This window comes from Bacteroides caecimuris (assembly GCF_001688725.2).
GTDB classification, from domain to species: domain Bacteria; phylum Bacteroidota; class Bacteroidia; order Bacteroidales; family Bacteroidaceae; genus Bacteroides; species Bacteroides caecimuris.
The window spans coordinates 3,891,747-3,909,392 of the sequence record NZ_CP015401.2; the positions used below are offsets into that span (position 1 = coordinate 3,891,747).

General features: G+C 39.6%; 22 protein-coding genes and 3 pseudogenes. 18 read left to right on the forward strand and 7 right to left on the reverse strand.

Going from position 1 to position 17,646, the window contains the following annotated elements; translation table 11 throughout:
• Nucleotides 1–9 precede the first annotated feature (9 nt).
• The 11 genes and pseudogenes from A4V03_RS16945 to A4V03_RS16995 form a co-directional block, all read left to right on the forward strand.
• Nucleotides 10–573, forward strand: a complete 564-nt coding sequence (locus A4V03_RS16945; protein ID WP_004323784.1) for a Crp/Fnr family transcriptional regulator — start codon at nucleotides 10–12, stop codon at nucleotides 571–573.
• Nucleotides 574–653: 80 nt separating this feature from the next.
• Nucleotides 654–1,280 (forward strand): NUDIX hydrolase N-terminal domain-containing protein, encoded by a 627-nt coding sequence (locus A4V03_RS16950; RefSeq protein WP_008761990.1) that lies wholly within the window; start codon nucleotides 654–656, stop codon nucleotides 1,278–1,280.
• Nucleotides 1,281–1,291: 11 nt separating this feature from the next.
• On the forward strand, nucleotides 1,292–1,912 hold the full coding sequence (locus A4V03_RS16955; protein ID WP_004323786.1) for an HAD family hydrolase: 621 nt from the start codon (nucleotides 1,292–1,294) through the stop codon (nucleotides 1,910–1,912).
• A 40-nt stretch (nucleotides 1,913–1,952) separates the two neighbouring features.
• A complete protein-coding gene (locus A4V03_RS16960) occupies nucleotides 1,953–2,192 on the forward strand; it encodes a hypothetical protein (RefSeq protein WP_004323787.1) in 240 nt (79 codons plus the stop codon).
• Complete coding sequence (locus A4V03_RS16965; protein ID WP_065539703.1) at nucleotides 2,146–2,565, forward strand: hypothetical protein; 420 nt, start codon at nucleotides 2,146–2,148, stop codon at nucleotides 2,563–2,565. The genes A4V03_RS16960 and A4V03_RS16965 overlap by 47 nt, the downstream gene beginning before the upstream one ends.
• 87 nt (nucleotides 2,566–2,652) lie before the next feature.
• Nucleotides 2,653–2,877: pseudogene (locus A4V03_RS21580) on the forward strand (hypothetical protein); the annotation flags it as partial.
• 118 nt (nucleotides 2,878–2,995) lie between these two features.
• Entirely contained in the window at nucleotides 2,996–4,219 is a 1,224-nt protein-coding gene (locus tag A4V03_RS16975) for a site-specific integrase (protein WP_015546403.1), read from the forward strand.
• A 25-nt stretch (nucleotides 4,220–4,244) separates the two neighbouring features.
• Nucleotides 4,245–5,399 (forward strand): PDDEXK nuclease domain-containing protein, encoded by a 1,155-nt coding sequence (locus A4V03_RS16980; RefSeq protein WP_015546402.1) that lies wholly within the window; start codon nucleotides 4,245–4,247, stop codon nucleotides 5,397–5,399.
• Between the two features lie 231 nt (nucleotides 5,400–5,630).
• Complete coding sequence (locus tag A4V03_RS16985; RefSeq protein WP_015546401.1) at nucleotides 5,631–6,203, forward strand: Crp/Fnr family transcriptional regulator; 573 nt, start codon at nucleotides 5,631–5,633, stop codon at nucleotides 6,201–6,203.
• 9 nt (nucleotides 6,204–6,212) lie between these two features.
• Complete coding sequence (locus A4V03_RS16990) at nucleotides 6,213–6,776, forward strand: Crp/Fnr family transcriptional regulator (RefSeq protein ID WP_065539704.1); 564 nt, start codon at nucleotides 6,213–6,215, stop codon at nucleotides 6,774–6,776.
• A gap of 99 nt (nucleotides 6,777–6,875) precedes the next feature.
• A pseudogene (locus tag A4V03_RS16995) lies at nucleotides 6,876–7,193 on the forward strand (GNAT family N-acetyltransferase); the annotation flags it as partial.
• A gap of 15 nt (nucleotides 7,194–7,208) precedes the next feature.
• Here the strand turns inward: A4V03_RS16995 and A4V03_RS17000 are convergent.
• Entirely contained in the window at nucleotides 7,209–8,186 is a 978-nt protein-coding gene (locus A4V03_RS17000) for an IS982 family transposase (protein WP_065537559.1), read from the reverse strand.
• Between the two features lie 30 nt (nucleotides 8,187–8,216).
• Here A4V03_RS17000 and A4V03_RS17005 point away from each other — a divergent pair.
• The 7 genes and pseudogenes from A4V03_RS17005 to A4V03_RS17035 all read left to right on the forward strand — a co-directional run.
• Nucleotides 8,217–8,342: pseudogene (locus tag A4V03_RS17005) on the forward strand (GNAT family N-acetyltransferase); the annotation flags it as partial.
• Between the two features lie 30 nt (nucleotides 8,343–8,372).
• Nucleotides 8,373–8,534 (forward strand): hypothetical protein, encoded by a 162-nt coding sequence (locus A4V03_RS21075; protein ID WP_167371345.1) that lies wholly within the window; start codon nucleotides 8,373–8,375, stop codon nucleotides 8,532–8,534.
• Between the two features lie 21 nt (nucleotides 8,535–8,555).
• Nucleotides 8,556–9,224, forward strand: coding sequence for a hypothetical protein (locus A4V03_RS17010; RefSeq protein ID WP_024988423.1), 669 nt, complete (start codon nucleotides 8,556–8,558; stop codon nucleotides 9,222–9,224).
• A 29-nt stretch (nucleotides 9,225–9,253) separates the two neighbouring features.
• Nucleotides 9,254–11,545: an outer membrane beta-barrel family protein gene (locus A4V03_RS17015; protein WP_055221615.1), complete on the forward strand. Its 2,292-nt coding sequence runs from the start codon at nucleotides 9,254–9,256 to the stop codon at nucleotides 11,543–11,545.
• A 284-nt stretch (nucleotides 11,546–11,829) separates the two neighbouring features.
• A complete protein-coding gene (locus A4V03_RS17025; RefSeq protein WP_024988420.1) occupies nucleotides 11,830–12,069 on the forward strand; it encodes a hypothetical protein in 240 nt (79 codons plus the stop codon).
• Entirely contained in the window at nucleotides 12,023–12,442 is a 420-nt protein-coding gene (locus A4V03_RS17030) for an RteC domain-containing protein (protein ID WP_024988419.1), read from the forward strand. Before A4V03_RS17025 ends, A4V03_RS17030 begins: the two co-directional genes overlap by 47 nt.
• Nucleotides 12,443–12,572: 130 nt before the next feature.
• On the forward strand, nucleotides 12,573–12,905 hold the full coding sequence (locus A4V03_RS17035; protein WP_024988418.1) for a helix-turn-helix domain-containing protein: 333 nt from the start codon (nucleotides 12,573–12,575) through the stop codon (nucleotides 12,903–12,905).
• A gap of 55 nt (nucleotides 12,906–12,960) precedes the next feature.
• Here A4V03_RS17035 and A4V03_RS17040 read toward each other — a convergent pair whose 3' ends face one another.
• From A4V03_RS17040 to A4V03_RS17065, 6 genes are all read right to left on the reverse strand, one after another.
• A complete protein-coding gene (locus A4V03_RS17040; protein WP_065539705.1) occupies nucleotides 12,961–13,680 on the reverse strand; it encodes a hypothetical protein in 720 nt (239 codons plus the stop codon).
• 4 nt (nucleotides 13,681–13,684) lie between these two features.
• A complete protein-coding gene (locus A4V03_RS17045; protein WP_055221611.1) occupies nucleotides 13,685–14,611 on the reverse strand; it encodes a relaxase/mobilization nuclease domain-containing protein in 927 nt (308 codons plus the stop codon).
• Nucleotides 14,577–14,960 carry a MobC family plasmid mobilization relaxosome protein gene (locus tag A4V03_RS17050; RefSeq protein ID WP_055221609.1) on the reverse strand — a complete coding sequence of 128 codons (384 nt, stop codon included), beginning with the start codon at nucleotides 14,958–14,960 and terminating at the stop codon, nucleotides 14,577–14,579. The genes A4V03_RS17045 and A4V03_RS17050 overlap by 35 nt, the downstream gene beginning before the upstream one ends.
• Nucleotides 14,961–15,106: 146 nt before the next feature.
• Nucleotides 15,107–16,072 (reverse strand): toprim domain-containing protein, encoded by a 966-nt coding sequence (locus tag A4V03_RS17055; RefSeq protein WP_065540485.1) that lies wholly within the window; start codon nucleotides 16,070–16,072, stop codon nucleotides 15,107–15,109.
• 163 nt (nucleotides 16,073–16,235) lie between these two features.
• Nucleotides 16,236–17,309, reverse strand: coding sequence for an AAA family ATPase (locus A4V03_RS17060; protein WP_057098942.1), 1,074 nt, complete (start codon nucleotides 17,307–17,309; stop codon nucleotides 16,236–16,238).
• A 5-nt stretch (nucleotides 17,310–17,314) separates the two neighbouring features.
• Entirely contained in the window at nucleotides 17,315–17,602 is a 288-nt protein-coding gene (locus tag A4V03_RS17065; protein WP_005944327.1) for a helix-turn-helix domain-containing protein, read from the reverse strand.
• Nucleotides 17,603–17,646: the final 44 nt, after the last annotated feature.

Genomic DNA, 17,646 nt, shown 5'->3' on the forward strand with positions numbered 1-17,646 from the left:
ACATTGATAATGGATAATATAATAAGAAAGATACAAGAACTCTATCCTGTTTCGGATGATTCATTGCATCTGCTAAAGTACTGTTTTAAGCAACAGACTTTTCCAGCTAAAACTATCATCATACAAGCTGGTCGTTTTGACAATCAGGTTTATTTTATAGAAAAAGGTATAACACGTTCATATATCCTGCATAATGGAAAAGAAATAACAACATGGTTTTCTATGGAAGGCGATGCGACTTGTGGTTCATGGGATTTATATCGGCACAAAGCAGGATTTGAATATGTAGAAACCTTAGAAGAAACTTTAACCTACTCCATTTCTATAGACAAGTTGAATGATTTATATAAATCCCGTATTGACATTGCCAATTGGATGAGAGTGTTACAGCAAGAAAATTTTCTACTTTTACAGGACATTCATATTTCCCGGCTGAACTTGTCTGCCCAAGAACGTTATGAAAAGTTGATAAAAGAATATCCCAGCATTTTCCACCGAGTGACTTTAGGACATATTGCCTCTTTTTTAGGAATAACACAACCTTCTCTTAGCAGAATCCGGTCAAGCCGATGATTTTTTAACATAGGACAAAAATAAAGAATTTCATTTTCCATACCTTTGTAAATCAATATAACGATACTAACATTCACTATATGAATAAAATAGTACAACCACAATGGCTTGAATGGGCAAAAGAACTACAATTCATTGCCCAAGGGGGATTGACATACTCCAAAGATGTATTTGATATAGAACGCTTTGAACGCATTAGAGAAATTGCAGCAGAAATGCTTAGTCTGCAAAGTGAAATACCCATAGAAAAAGTAAAGAATCTGTTTTGCAATGAAACAGGATTTCAAACTCCTAAATTAGATACACGAGCTGCTATATTCAAAGATGATAAAATACTGCTTGTGAAAGAGAAAAATGGAACTTGGTCTTTGCCCGGTGGTTGGGTCGATATAAATCAGAGTATCAAGACTAATACAGAAAAAGAAGTAAAAGAAGAAGCAGGATTAAATGTAAAAGCTATCCGGATAATAGCTATACAAGATAGAAATTTGCATAATATTCCCCCCTATGCCTACAATGTTTGTAAAGTTTTTGTTCTTTGTGAGATTGAAAGCGGATATTTCCGACCCAATATTGAAACGGATGAGAGTGCCTATTTCGGATTGGAAGAATTACCTATTCTTGCAAAAGAGAAAAATAACGAAGAACAAATTAAAATGTGCTTTTCAGCTTACTACGATAGAAACTGGCAAGTATTATTTGACTAATAAATCAACACATGAAATATAAACATATCGTATTCGACATAGACGGTACATTGATAGATACGGAATATGCAGTCATCAACTCTTTAATAAAAACAATTACAGAAATAACAGGAAGCGCACCTCAATATGAAAGTCTGAAATTTGCTTTAGGCATTACCGGAAGAAATGCGTTGGAATTACTCAAAATACCCGACATAGAAGATGCATTGAAACGATGGGATAGGAATATGAAATTGCTCCAGCACACTATTCAACCTTTTCAAGGTATCAAAGAATGCTTGCAATCCCTTTTATCAAGAGGCTATATTTTAGGCATTGTAACCTCCAAAACATATCAAGAATATTATTCTGATTTTGAGCCATTAGGGTTAGCGGACTATTTTTCCACAATTGTATGTGCCGATGATACTGATGAACATAAGCCCCAAGCAGCACCCTTAGTAGCATATTTGGCTAAAGCCCATGTAAGCCCCGAAAACGCTCTCTATATTGGTGATAGTATTTATGATATTCAATGTGCTAACAATGCCGGTGTTGATTCCGGATTGGTTTTATGGAGCAATAATGTATCTAATCCTATACGTGCAGACTATTATTTTAAGACACCCAATGATATAAGTAAAATTCTATAAAAGACGAACTAACTAATTATGAAATTAAAAATATTAATAGATGAAAGCATTATTACAACAGAGTTTTTTTCGATTACTATCGGAATACTCACAGCGCAAAGTTTCTGCATCTGAACTAACAAAAGCTGTTGAAGAATTAGCTATCCATGTAGCCAATTTCAGTATTAACGAGCAAGATTATAGTGTATTACTCCGCTATTTTTCTTTTGGTTTATATCGTCTTAAGTCATACCGTGTACGGTTTGAGCAAGAAAAAAATGCCCTATTTGCATCTAATTGATGAAGCGATAGGACTTTTAAACACAGAAATACGCCTTATTGAATGGCGCATCAAATACCCGGAACAACTCAAACAGCGGATTGAAAAACAAAGCCTTTCCCCTCTCTATCTCGCTGACAAAACAGCCCTTATCAACATCATGGAAATGGTAAGCGGTCTGTTCCTCTCCAAAGACATCGTTTATCAGAACGGTAAACCTGCCTATTTGGTAGATTTATCCAAAGGTTTTGAATGGTTGTTTAACATCAAGATAAGCGACTGTCACCAAAAGCATGAGGACGTGATAAAACGAAAGCCGGGCAAACTCACAGAATCTCATAATGGACTGGCAGACCTTATCCGAAAGAAACATGACAAAAAAGGATATAGATAATCAGCGCTTTATGATTTATTTATAATGGACTCCATGTGCGCCCCGTAATTTTCTTGGCCCGCAATCCCCCAAATTTTCAGACTGAGCCTTGATTTAATCTATCAGCAAACCAACGAGTTACGGGGAGTAGAAAAGAAAAGCGGAGAGAGTTTTTCAACTTTCTCCGCTTCAGTACCCGGACCCGGTACAAACCATAGAAATCATAGGAAAACAAAAGAATTTATTCACCTTATTATCAACAACTTGCATACTTCTTATTTTCTCCATTTTTGCCATATTTTGCCCATTTTCTGTTATTCAGTACACTTTTAGTACACTTTGAAATATCATTTTCTTTTGTACCTTTGCAATATCAGAAAACAAAAGAAAATCAACTATTTAGCGTAATCACCCGGTTATGGTACCTAAATCGGGATAAAACCTCTAAACAATGGCAAAGTTAGAAAATAAAACGAAAGAAAACCCCAAGTTAGAGCAAAATAAGCTCTCGGATGGTAGAATTAGCCTTTACTTAGAGTATTATTTAGGTAGAGAGGAAAAGCCCGTATTAGATGAAAACGGCAATCAAGTGTACTATGATAGTGGAAAGATGCAAGGCAAGCCCAAGTTTGCAGTAAAGCACAACAGGCGAAAAGAAAACCTTAGTCTGTATCTGATAGATAAGCCCCGTACCCCTGCGGAACGTCAGCAGAACAAAGAAACGTTGGAACTTGCTACAAAGATACGTGCAGAGCGTGAGCAGGAATTTAAAGAAAGTATGTTGGGCTATCGGTTAAAAAAAGATAGAACGGTCAATTTCTTAGACTATTTCCAAGCCTATATCAACAGTTATACCAAGAAAGATATTCGCATGGTACAAATTGCGCTTAGCCGTTTTAAGGACTTCTTAAAAGAGCAATACCCCATGAATGAGTTTAGTATCAAACCGGAACTTATTACCAAAGAAATGATGGAGCAGTTTGTAGCCTATTTGCAATCCCGAAGTGTGGGTGAGGGAGCTAAAAGCATTTACCAGCGTTTTAAGAAAGTTATTCGATATGCGATTGACCACGATGTAATGTTGAAAGACCCATGCAAAAGTGTTACCTGCAAAGTGGATAGCCAAATGCTTCGGAAAGATGTTCTTTCTCCCGAAGAAATACAAAAGCTGGCGGCTTGCCATTATGACAACGAGAACCCGAATGTCAGACGGGCTTTTATCTTCTGCCTATACTGCGGTCTGCGCTTCTGTGATGTAAAAGACCTGACCTATAAGAATGTGGATTATGGTAATCGGTTATTGAAGTTTGAGCAAAGCAAAACAAAGGGACATTCAGCCAGTAGCGGTGTGGTTATTCCTCTGAATGACGGTCTATTGTCTATCATTGGCGAAGCCCCGGCAGACAAAAACTGTTTGATATTCGATTTGCCTACTTACGAAAGCTGCTGTAAATCAGTAAAGCGTTGGGTAAAGAGAGCCGGGATAGACAAACATATAAGCTGGCATTGTGCCCGGCACTCGTTTGCCGTGAACATTCTGAACAATGGGGCAAATATAAAAACCGTAGCCAGCCTTTTAGGACATAGCGGATTGAAGCATACGGAGAAGTACACCCGTGCGGTGGATAAATTGAAAGAGGAAGCAATAAACAGCTTACCCGAACTAAAGTTTTAACCATAAAAGACTTATCTTTGTAACTATGAACTTTGAAGCATTAGTAAAACATATCAGCACGATACAGAACACGTTGCAGGCACAAGCCGCACATGCTGTAAACCTTGCCCTTACTTCCCGTAACTGGCTTATGGGTTGCTATATCGTAGAATTTGAGCAGAACGGAGAAGACCGTGCCGCCTACGGTGAACAACTGTTGAAGAAGCTGGAACAACGACTGAAAACAAAAGGGCTGAATGAACGTAGATTCCGTGAATTTAGGCGGTTGTATCTTGTTTATCCACAACTAAAAAAACCTGTTACACAATACATTGCATCACAAATTCAAATTCGGCAGTCATTGACCGCCGAATTCACTGAACCAATTCGGCGGTTGATGACCGCCGAATCTGAAAGTGGAGTTTGGAAACTATCAACAGAATACCCACAAACCGAAACATGGATGATTCCAGCTGATAGATTATTCAATAAATTATCTTCCACCCATTTAAACACTATATCGGGAATTGAGAACCCGGTAAAACGTGCTTTCTATGAAATGGAAACTATTCGTGGCTGCTGGTCTGTAAAGGAGTTGGAGCGACAAATCGCATCTTTATATTACGAACGTAGCGGACTATCCAAAAACAAAGAAGCCCTCTCCGCTTTAGTCCAGCAACAAGCAACCTTATTACAACCTAAAGATGTTATCAATACTCCTGTTACTTTGGAGTTCTTAGGGTTGAATGAACGTGCATTGGTGACAGAAACTGATTTGGAACAAGCCATTCTTGACAACCTGCAACACTTCCTGTTAGAAATGGGACATGGCTTCTGCTTTGAAGCCCGGCAAAAACGCATCTTGATTGATGAAGATTATTTCTTTGCCGACCTTGTGTTCTATCACCGTATTTTGAAATGTCATGTTATTGTAGAATTGAAGATAGACAAGTTCCACCATGAGTATGCTTCGCAACTAAATATGTATCTGAACTATTTCAAAGCGGAAGTGATGCAGCCGGATGATAATCCACCTATCGGTATTCTGCTTTGCACTGAAAAGGGAGATACATTAGTAAAGTATGCCACAGCCGGATTAGACCCAAATATCTTTGTACAGAAGTATAGGATAGAGCTTCCAACAGAAGAAGAAATAAAAGAGTTCATTTCCTCCTCAAACTATGAGAGTTACAAACTTTAAAATTGGCGAAAAGGAAAAAGGTTGTTTCTTCTTTCGCCAGCATATACTTTCAGTCAATAGAAATAAGTTTAGTTCGTTTTGGACATATATACAAAAGCACAAACTAAACTCACAATAAAGTGGATTAAAAAAAAAGAGAAGATGTTTTGACAAAGTCAGGAATCTATTTTTGCTTTTTGAGAGAACAACTCACGAAGTTATTCTATATTTCAATTGTAATTAGTTTATAGTATGGAAGATTTTAACTCACAATATGCCAACCATTCGAAATTAGAACAGCTAAAGCAGTTCATTTTGGAACATGGTACTTATATCGAACTCAAAAAGGGCGAACGATTCACTATTCAAGGCAAAGTGAATCATCGGGGAGCTTATATTGAACACGGCTTATTGAGATATACTCGTGTGGATGAAAAAGGAAACATACACATAGTAGGATATACTTTCTCCGGAGAATTTGCAGGAAGTTTATGCACTCTTATAGAACCCAATCAACCGTCATTAGTAACAATTGAAGCCGTTTGCGATACAAAGATTTGTTATATGTCCTATTCAAAAGTGGAGGAATTCTTTGCTGCAAATGTAGAAACCATGCAACTAAAATGTACGCTTGTTGAACAATCATACTTATTAATGTATCATAGATTAATGGATATGTACTGCAAGACCACAGCAGAGCTGTATCTTGACTTATTGAATAGATGCCCCGATATTCAAGAGTACATTACGTTAAAGGAGATTGCTTCTTTCTTGCAAGTCACACCGGAAACAATCAGTCGCATACGCCGTGGACTGAATAAATAGCTTACGATAATGAATGATTTTAATACATATCTCAACAATTTGGACTATTCCCATGTAAAAGATTTATTTGCGAGAAAAGGGATATTGCGTACTTACCATAAGAAAGATTTCTTTATCCGGCAAAATGAGGTGGAACGTTTTGCTGGATGGGTAAAACATGGCACATTTCAATATACGCATATTGACGAAGAAGGAGAAGAACACATTGTAGGATATGCTTTTACCGATGAATTTGTATGTGACTATTCTTCTTTTATGAAAAGTTGTCTGTCAGCAGTGAGCATTCAAGCGTTAACAGACTGTTCTGTTTATGAAATATCACGCCATGATATTATAGAATGTTGGGAAACGAATATGGAAACTCAACGATTAGGAAGATATGTAGCTGAAAATCTATATGAAATGGTGTATGAACGATTGCTCGATTCGTATTGTACACCTGAAATACGATATCAAAGACTAATGAAACGTTGTCCTGACCTTAAAGATACTATACCCTTGAAAAGTATAGTTTCTTTCTTAGGGGTTACTCCTGAAACAGTTAGTCGCATACGCCGCAAACTGGAGAAATAGCCAATCTTTTAACATCCATTATACCGGGGTCTTGACAATTGTCAAGACCTTTTTTCTTTATTCTTCCGTATTTTGCATTCATGATTTAATAACATTGATATGATACGTAAATTAACACAAGAAGAATATAATAATGCGGCTGATTTGTCCTATCAAGTATATATGGAATGTGGCAGGAATGATTTCACCCAAGAAGGTATTGAAACCTTTAAAAGTTTCGTGTATGACACATCGTTGATGAATACACTTGACATATATGGTGCTTTTGACAATCATTTATTGATAGGAATAATCGGTGTACATCAAGAAAGGCAACATATATCCCTCTTCTTTGTCTTGCCACACTATCATCAGCAAGGAATAGGGAAATCGCTATTTGATTATATGATGAGCAATTGTAATTTCACTTATATAACAGACCTGTTGGTTGAATTAAATTAGAGAATATTTTATCTGCCCAATCGGACGATGATTAACGAAATTGACATATTGCATGAACGTCATTGCAGCGATTTTGCCTGCCATTCGGGTGAAAAGACCGCAGGATTGCTTTGCGTAGTTTCGTATCATCATAAGATTGTCGTTGAGTTGAGAAAATATCGTTTCGATACGTTTACGGAACCTCTTGTATGCCCATGTGGGCGGACGCCAGTTTTTCTGATTAAGCCGATATGGAACTTCAAGAGTGATATTTGCTGCCTCAAAGAGATTCTTCTGAATCTCAGCACTGAGATAGCCTTTGTCTCCAAGCATCATGCAATCATGATATTCCCAGCGTACGTCCTTGAGATAATGAAGGTCATGGACGCTTGCGGCAGTCATGTCAAAGGAATGGATAACACCACGTATTCCGCAGACTGCATGGAGCTTATATCCATAGTAATGCAAGCCTTGCGAAGCGCAGTATCCCCAGTCAGGAGCCGCATCGGGATTGTCTTGTCCCATGGTGCATCGTTTCGCCCGTGCGTTCTGGCATACCTTTACAGGTTTGGAATCAATGCAGAACACATCTTCGGATCCATCAATGGCTCCGGCTACATCCTTGCGGATTTCTTCTGCAAGTCGTGCTGTAAACTTACGTCGGGCATTGAACTGTCTCCGACTGATCAGGTTTGGAAAATCCTCCTTACACTCATTATGCAATCGATGAAAAAGAAGATTCTCGCTGTCGAATCCGAAGGCTTCGGCGGTTATGCCGAGAGCAATTACTTCGAGGTCCGAGAACTTGGGGACAACGCCACATCTTGGGACGTTTCCGAGTTCATTAACACGATTTCCAGCGAAATCCTTGCATATTCCGAGGATTCTGACGAAATTTGCTATGAAGTTGCGCATAAGCAGTGCAATAGTACTTAGTAGTTTGGTCACCACTAATTTACTAATAATCTGTGAATTGTGCAACTTTTTCATTTGTAGATATTTAAAACTTTAATTCAACCAACGAGTATAACAGTTAATTCTTCAACCTATGCAGAAACTTTTTATACATCTTTAGGCTTCAAAAAAGTGGGTGAAAAAGAGATTAATAAAGGTATTGTTAGTATCCCTATGAAGAGAAATATATAATTATTGTCAATCACTTAAAATAGAGATAAGATGAAAAAGAAAATTACTTTATGTATGGTGCTTTCCACATTCATTATTTGCGCCATGTTATGTCTGACAAATTGTAGTAACGATGATGCCCCTACTTCTGTCTTCACCCCCGAAGCCTATAATCCCAATAAGATGGTGTGGACGTTGAAGAAGATGTATTAACGGATAAGGCTTAAATGAAGTGTGGATGCGACTAATCAGATAATTTCAAACGTTTGGAAAACAGCAATATTTTTGTTGTTTTTTTTATTTCTCGCCCGTCCAGTCAATGCACAAGTACAAAACGGGTGGACTCCAAACGATTCTGTCCGATTGGCTAAAATGCTGAAAGGAGAAATGCCTATCCATATTGATGATGCTTTTAAAAGGGAATTAGAACAGTCTATTATTGGTCATTCGCCAAAAGACGATAATAGATACTGGGATGATTTTAGGTTAGATATTGATTTTAAAGAAGATTTTCCGAATGTAGCAAATATTGGGTGCGCCACAACGTTTCACAATAAATTAAATCATAACAATAATCTATTGAATGGAAATCTAAAATGCAAAAGCCTTATGTTCAATAGTCGGATAGATAAAAATCTACCTCTTATAAAGATTCAACAAAATACAAATATGGCTATTCCTTTAAATAAGAAACTATATTTTAGTGTATATGGAAACTATACACTGGATAAAAAACGGAGTGTGATACTTCCTGCAACTTCTATCCCTTATCAGATAGGAGCAGGATTTTCATATGAGATAGGCAAATATGTCACTATTAAATCCCAAACGAACTACCAATATAACATAATACAAAGAAGATGGGAATGGTTCTTTGGTGCAGGAGTTTCTTTTACCTTTTAATAGTTTTGTAATCAATAAACTGAATTCGTATGATGCGATTAAATAAAATAATAACATTGACATTTTTCTACCTATTTTTAGGTTGCTATCAAACAGTCGCTTGGGGGCAAACGATTAACGGAAAAATAATAGATGACAAACAACTACCTATAGACGGTGCGACTATTATTTTGCAAGCAATGGATTCGACCTATATAGGCGCATCCATTTCCAATTCCGACGGCATATTCGTTTTTAAAAGCCAACAGAAAGAATACCGCTTGATAATACAACACCTTTTATATGAGACTAAACAAATGGTAGGTAAGGGAAATAATGCTGGAACTATTCAACTTCAACCTCAAGACTATGCTTTGGATGAAGTTATTATAAAAGCAGAACATCCTTTTGCAAAAGTAGAGAATGGACTTTTAGGATATAATCTTGCTGTTCTTACCCAAAATCAACTCGTAAACAATGCTTATGAAGCATTGACAAAGATACCGGGAGTACAAGAAGATAGAGGAATACTAACTTTGGCTGGAGCAGGAAAACTGACTGTTATTTTAAATGGTAAACCTACAACAATGGATGCCGGACAACTTGAAACAATTCTGCGCAATACTCCGGTTAGTCGTATAGAAAAAGCAGAAGTAATGTACAGTGCGCCTCCTGAATATCATGTACGGGGTGCAGCTATTAATATGGTTTTAAAACATTCAAACGACTACTCTTTTCAGGGGGAGATAAGTGCTAACTATAAAAACCAATATTTCAATGATGGAGGAATGAATGGAAACTTTCGTTTATCAACTCCCAAAATGGCTTTTGATGTAATGTACGGAGCAAATAACGTAAAAAAGATGGAGTACATAGACCTTGATTCCAAACATACACAAAAAGGTGAACTACATAATATCATACAAAATGAACAGTTGCGTAGCAAGTACTGGAAACACGACCTTAGAGCAGCTTTTGAGTATAACTTCAACAACAAAAACAATATCAATATAGCATACACAGGTAGTTATACCCCCGACCAGTATAATAATAGCCGGACATCAGGCAATTACCAAACCAGCAATGTCGATAAATATATTGACAATCAAATGCGCAATATTACATTGCAATATCATTCAGGCTTCGGACTTGACATAGGTGGTGATTATACATATTATACTTCTAATAATGCCCAAAGACTATATGCTGATTATCAAGATGGAAGTCAGAGTAGTTTCTCTATGGTTGGTGGACAAAAAATAGACCGCTACTCTATCTATGCAGACCAGAAACAATCTCTATCAAAAGGATGGAATCTGGGTTATGGAATTTCCTATCGATTTGCCAAAGATCTTGATTTTCAAACTTATGATAAAGTGACAGGTAACATTCAAACTCAAAATACATATTCCAATCTAAGAGAACAAACTACCAGCTTTTATGTATCATTGAGCAAAAACTATACAACAGGTACATCTTTATCCGTTTCTGCTACGGGAGAATATTATACTATTGGAAATTATCATAAATGGGCAGTTTATCCACAAGCATCGTTGACTTATTTTAAAACACCGAAACATGTGTTTCAACTTTCATTATCTACGGACAAAACTTATCCAAGCTATTGGGATATGCAATCTTCCGTCAGCTATCTTAATGGATATACAGAATTATGGGGAACACCGAATTTGAAGCCAATGACGAATTATAATCTGAATGGAAGCTATATTTTTTTGAATAAGTATATTCTTAGCCTGTTTTTCACGCATACATCAGATTATTTCACACAAGCTGCCTATCAATCTACTGACAGGCTGGCACTAATCTATAAAAACACAAATTGGAACTATATGCAGGTGTGGGGAGCAAATATCATATTACCCTTTAAAGTAGGAAACTGGCTGGATTCCCGATTAACCTTAGTCGGTATGCAAATGCACCAACGCTGTGATGATTTTTTCGACATCCCTTTCAATCGTAAGAAATGGGTATTTAGCGGCACACTGGATAATACATTTAAAGTAAATAAGAATTTGTCTTTCGAGTTAATGGGAAATGTACAGACCCCCGTCATACAAGGGACATTTGATATAGAATCTATTTTTAATCTCACTGCCGGATTGCGATGGAATTTCGCAAATGATAAATTGAGTTTATCTGTCCGTTGCTATGACATATTTGATACAGGGATGCCTGCAACAAAAGTCCGTTTCAAAGGGCAAAACTTGAATATGGATAGCGGATTTTATTCACGAGCATTTACTCTGCATTTCAGTTATCGCTTTGGTGGATATAAGAAAAAGGAGATAAAAGGAGTAGATACATCAAGATTTAGATACTAATTCAAAAATGATATGAGAACATTGTTACTAATTCTGAGTGTTTTATGTTTTGGTTCATGCAAAACATCATTGATTACCTATCGAAATGGATATATATTTGACAAGCAAGGTGAAACGATTGGTAATTATACTAACGGGTATATTTATAGTTCAAAGAGAATACTTAAAGGATATTATTCCAATGGGTATATTTATGATGATAATCACAATATTGTAGGAAATTATGCAAATGGATATGTAAAAATGAAAAACAAAGATGATTAATAATATAATTTCAACACTACATGGAAAGTGTATTACAACAGAGATTTTTCCGTTTATTATCGGAATACTCGCAGTATGAAGTTTCTGAATTAGAGTTAACAGAAGCCATTGAAGAATTGGCTATCCATTTAGCAGATTCCAGTATGAACGAGCAGGATTACAACGTTTTACTGCGTTATTTTTCCTTTGGTTTACACCGTCTTAAATCGTATCGTGTACGGTTTGAGCAAGAAAAAAATGCCCTATCTGCATCTAATTGATGAAGCGATAGGGCTTTTAAACACTGAAATACGCCTTATTGAATGGCGCATCAAGTACCCGAACCAACTACAGCAATGTATTAATAAACAAATCATTTCTCCTCTTTTTCTTGCAGACAAAACAACTCTTATCAACATCATGGAAATGGTAAGCGGTCTGTTCCTCTCCAAAGACATCGTATATAAGAACGGAAAGCCTGCCTATTTGGTGGATTTATCTAAAGGCTTTGAATGGTTGTTCAATATCAAGATAGGCGACTATTACCAAAAACATGAGGACGTGATAAAACGGAAGCCGGGCAAACTGACCGAATTTCTTAATGGACTGGCAGACCTAATCAAAAAGGAACATGACAAGAAAGGATATAGATAATCAGCAACTTATGGTTTATTTATAGGGGATTCCATTAGTTCCCCTATAATTTCTTTGCATCCATTTTTAGAACTTTGCTTCATCAATCGATTGACAAATAAGAATGTATAACCTGAAACATGAAGCAATTATGTATATAGAGAATGACGAATTTGGTGAATGGATGCAGAAGCTGTATGCCAAACTGGAAGAACTCTGCAAAGATGTACGGGTACTACGCAATGCAGACAGGGTACTGCCCGAAGATGACAACCTATTGGATAATCAGGACTTGTGCCTGCTGTTCAAAGTAAGTATCAAAACCCTGCAACGCTACCGGGCTCTCGGTGCGCTGCCATACTTCACTATCAACGGAAAAGTGTATTACAAGGCTTCCGATGTACGGGAGTTCATCAAAGAAAGGTTCAGTATTACCACGCTACGCCAGTTCGAGAAAGAACACTGCACGAAGAAAAAGAAGTAAATCTAAAAAGCCGGAACGGTGAATGTACTTCATCATTTGTTCCGGCTTTCCCTGCTTATGGCTTGCCCAACTTATCGGCTTCTTTCTTTAGCTGTTCGGCTTGCTCGTTCAACAGCCTTGCACGTTCCAACGCTTCCGCCTGCTTTTGGATGCGGTATTCAAAATCCATCACTGAATCGGTCAGACTTCGGATAAAACCGTTATCCCGTTGCCACTTGAACTTGTTTTCCAGCATATCAAAAGTTTCCCCTTCTGCCTGTCCTTGCATCAGCAAATAGCGGTATTTCATATCGTTGTCCTGCAACTGCTGCATACGTTCAGCTAAACGGACATTTAAGAATATGGAAGCGGAACAGATAACCAGCACAGCCGAAAAAAGAAACAATTCCGGACGAATCCAAGAAGCGACTTTGTTGTAAATCCGTTGATAGAGCGGTAAGGGTGCAGCTTCCTCTTTATCCGTCTTGCAAGAACCCAAAGCATCAATCATTACCTTGAAACAACGATAAGTTTCCAATGCTATTTTCTTGGTGTCCTCGATATGTTTCTGCTGACCTTGCATCCCGTTTCTTATGTCGTCAAGTTGGCTTCGAATAGCCTGCAAATCTTTTTCGAGAATAGCTGGGTTGCTGTGCAATTCTGACAATGCCTGTTCGATTGCGTTCAGTCTTTCGAGAGTTTCCTCCCGACTGGCTGGCGTTACCTGTGCTTCCTGCTTCTCTTTCAGTTCTGTAACCATTGAGAGAAGCCCCTCTAAAATCAAATTTTCCTCCATACTCTTATAACTTTAGTTGTTTTTTCTTTTTTTTCTTCTTCTTTCTCAAAAAGGAATCATCGGGCATTTCATCAGCCGGGGCTGACAAACCGGAAAACAGACTGCCTAAACCTGCAATAAAAGAATTATCCGCTTTGTCGGATACTGATACCGATTTCTGAATAGGTGCGGTAATCGTCTGCTTATTGCTTCCGACTGTCGTCTGCCCTACATTCCCAAAACATTTATCCAGTTTGGAAAAACTGAAATTACGGTCTATTTCCGAACCCTTGAACGTGTATTCGCCTTTGGAAAAGGAAACGCCCTGTATCTCGCCCGTCTGCCCCTTATACTTGAACAGGATAGTAATACCCTTTTCCGCTAACCGTTCCTGTAACTGCTGCCAGTTCTTGGACTTTCCGATTTCATTCTTTACAGCGTTGTAAATCTCATATTTCGATTTGTCCGGCTCTTTCAAGCGGTGCTGCTTTACTTGTTCTTTTCCACCAGCGAAATAAAGCCCGTGTTTGGCTTTCAGCTTCTTGCATACTTGTTCGTTACGGTACATATCGTTCCTGTCCGAAATAGTCTTGCCGCTGTTGTCTATACGGTTGAACACGATATGCACGTGCGGATGCTCCCGGTCTTGATGGCGCACGATGATATACTGCGTATCGGTAATTTTCATTTCACGCATATATTCCTGCGCAAGCTGTATCATCTTCTCGTCTGTCAATTTGGGTGCATCCACTGCCGAATAGCTTAACGCAATATGTCCGACTGGCTTTTTCAAGTCGGGATTCATCCCGGTCTGCATACAGAAGCTGCGGATTATATCTCCCTGACTTTCTGTCAGTACCCCGTCCGCATGGAGCAAAGCCGCCTGTTCCTTGCCCAACACATAGTTTACGCAGCCCTTAAACCCGCTTCCCTTTTTTATTTTTCCAATCATCTGACAAATGGTTTATGATTTCAATAATCCGGTTTTTGAGCTTCACCAGTTCCACCGCCACCAGTGCGAAACCTCCAGCATTCGCCCGGTGCGCCAACTGGTTGATGTTGTTGGCTTCCCCTGCCAGTTTGCGGATGGTGTCCGCATCCTGCCTGTTCAGCCGGGGTATGACCTCTGCCGAAACAACTGCCTGCCGGACATACTCACTGACACGCAACCCGGCTTCTCCGGCTCTCTTTCTGATGGCGTAATACTGCAACTCGGTCAGTTTCGTACTGACAACCCGTTGCTGCTTCTCTATCCGTTTCTTTGCCGGACGTCCCCCCGGCTTATCCTTTATATTCGTCATAGGTTTTTACATTTAAATGGTATCTTAAAAATTGCGACCAACGGGAGAAATTTTCTTTGCGGTGAGCAAAGCAAGGTAGTTTCGGTTTACCGAAACATAACCTTGCTCTCCAAATTAAACCGCCTGTCGCTGGTAATCCTGCCGGACTAAATGCCCCTGCCCCTTTTCTGTCTTGGGGCGGCACGTTGTCCGGTTTCCTGCTTTATCTCCTGCGCTTGGCTGGTGCTGTTCTTCTGTTCCTGCTTCCTGCCGCACAGGTAATCGTTCAAGTCCGAATACCCCCTGTAATTGCCCGAGAAGTCACGCACACAGTAGGAGTATTCCAATTCGATAGCCCGTGTCGCTTCATATCCTGCCTTGTCATTGTCAAGCATACAGTGGATGCGTTCATACGGGTACAGCACGTCAATAGCTTTCGGCACATTGACAGTAGAGTTGAGTATGACATAATCCTGCCTGTCAAGGTCGGGCATGGTCGGGCAGTTCTTCATCCGGAGCGTGAGGAAAGAAAGATAGTCCATAAAACCCTCGAATACCAAACACTTCTCTCTCGGCTCTCCCTGCTGCCGTATATGGGTGATGTCTTTCGGGGCGATGCAGCCTTTGAAAAAGGAATTGCGAACCTCGTAACCTCCTGCCATGTTCGGGAAACCGATAGCAAAGAACGGTCTGCCGTTATTGGTAAAATGGAGTTCCTTACATTCTCTTTTTGCCAGTTCGATATTGATACCCCGTCCCTGCAAGTAACGGAGCAATGCCGGATGGGTCAAGTCACGGACTTCCAAATGTTGGAAACTCGGTTCCGTCCTACGCTGGAGAAAAGAAAAACTGACCGGGCGGACGTGCGGTGTCTGTTCCGCTATCCGGTTTAACAGGTATGGCAGGCTGTCGGAGTAATAGAGTTCCTTTGCCAGTGCGATGATGTTGCCGCCCTTGCCTGCGCCAAAGTCATACCAAAGGTTGCGGTCAGTGTTCACCTTGAAAGACGGTTCGTGTTCCTCCCTTAACGGTGATTTGTACCATAAGCCGTTGCCCTGCTGCTTGACAGGAGAGTAGCCTAAACTGTGCAGATAGTCTGCGATGGGTATTTGTTTCACATCTTCGATATTCATAACATTTTCTTTTTTGGGGACTAAAAAATAGTTGAAAAGTGCACCAGTCCTGTTTAGTCCGTTATATATATACCCGTACCATACTAAACCTGCCTGTTCCGATACAGGGAAATAGTAAGTCCATTCCTCTTGTATATACACCCGGACTAAACCAAACTGACTTTTAATAATGGAAATCGGGATTATAGCGGTAACCCTTGCCCTCTTTCACAATCATGCGCTTGTTCACAAGAAACTTGTTAAGTGACACAAGAACATTGCGTCCACGCTCGTAGCCGATACTCGCATAACCCTGTTTCAATGCCGCTATGACATTAGAATAGCCTTGTACCACCTGCTTGCCGAAACCGTTCTCCAACGCTTCCCGGTGTTGCTGTTCAGTCAGTTCCGTAAGCGGAAAATTCCTGTCCTGCTTAGGTTGTTGGAATACATAATCATCCACGATTTCGGGTAAAGCGTTGTCATTGATACGGAATGCGAACGGGTCAAATTCCCGGTCACGTATGTGCATCGCCTTTACCTCGCTTATGTTGCCGTCCTGCTGGCTTTTCGTGATTTGCAGGACGGTTTCAGCCTTGTTGTTCAGTTCCGTACCGATATGCCCCCTTGTGTTGTCATCCCCCTTGTTCAAATGCAGTACGGTATGGATATGCAGGTTATATCCGCTTGACCAGCGCATCAAGAGGTTGATTAGGTCAGTCGATTCGCTGGGGCTGTTGATGTCATACATCAAGTCACGGATTCCGTCAATGATGAGCAACCCCACATCGGGCATATTTTCAAGCATATAACCGATAATCTGTTTCCGCTTGTCGGGTGTCTGCTCCCTTAGCACGATGAAAACAAAATCGTCCCTGTCCTTGTCGGTAGGCAGTCCGGCAAGCCGCAAAATACGCTCCATGACCTTGTGGCAATGGTATTTGCTCTGCTCGGTATCTACATAGAGGATTTTCCGTTTGTTCGGTGGCAGGTATGCCGAATACTTCAGTACCTCGTCATTCTTCAACGCTGCCGCAACGATAGCGGAAATGTTGAATGTCTTTTTGCTCTTGGCTTTACCCGTGGATGCGCTGAAATTACCCAGCGTGCCAATGGTAGAGCCGTTCACCCAAAGTATTTCGGGCGGTACTTCGTAAGTGTCCGTCACCTTTAGATGAATGGTTTTCCAAAGGGCTGCGAAATCCTCTTTCTGCATGGTGATGTCCTGCCCGGCTTCTGTCGCTTTTCTATTTTCCATAGCCGTTATTTCTTTAGAGGACGGTTAAGGATATACTTCTGCGCTTCCTGCTCTATCTGCGCCTGCGTCTTGACCGGATTCTGACGCAACCATGCTTCCAACTCCGCTTTCTCAAAATAAAGCATTTTGCCCTGCGGCTTGTAATGGGGTATCAAGTTACCCGAAGTCAGCTTGTACAGGTAACTTTTAGAAAGGTTCAAGAACTTGCTCGCTTCATCGAAGCTAAGCACGTTCTTTGAAAGGAACAACATCTTTTCGAGTTCGGAAACTCTTAACTCTAAATTTTTTTCCATATTGTTTAGGAATTTAGGTGAAACAATATGAAGGTGCGCACCCT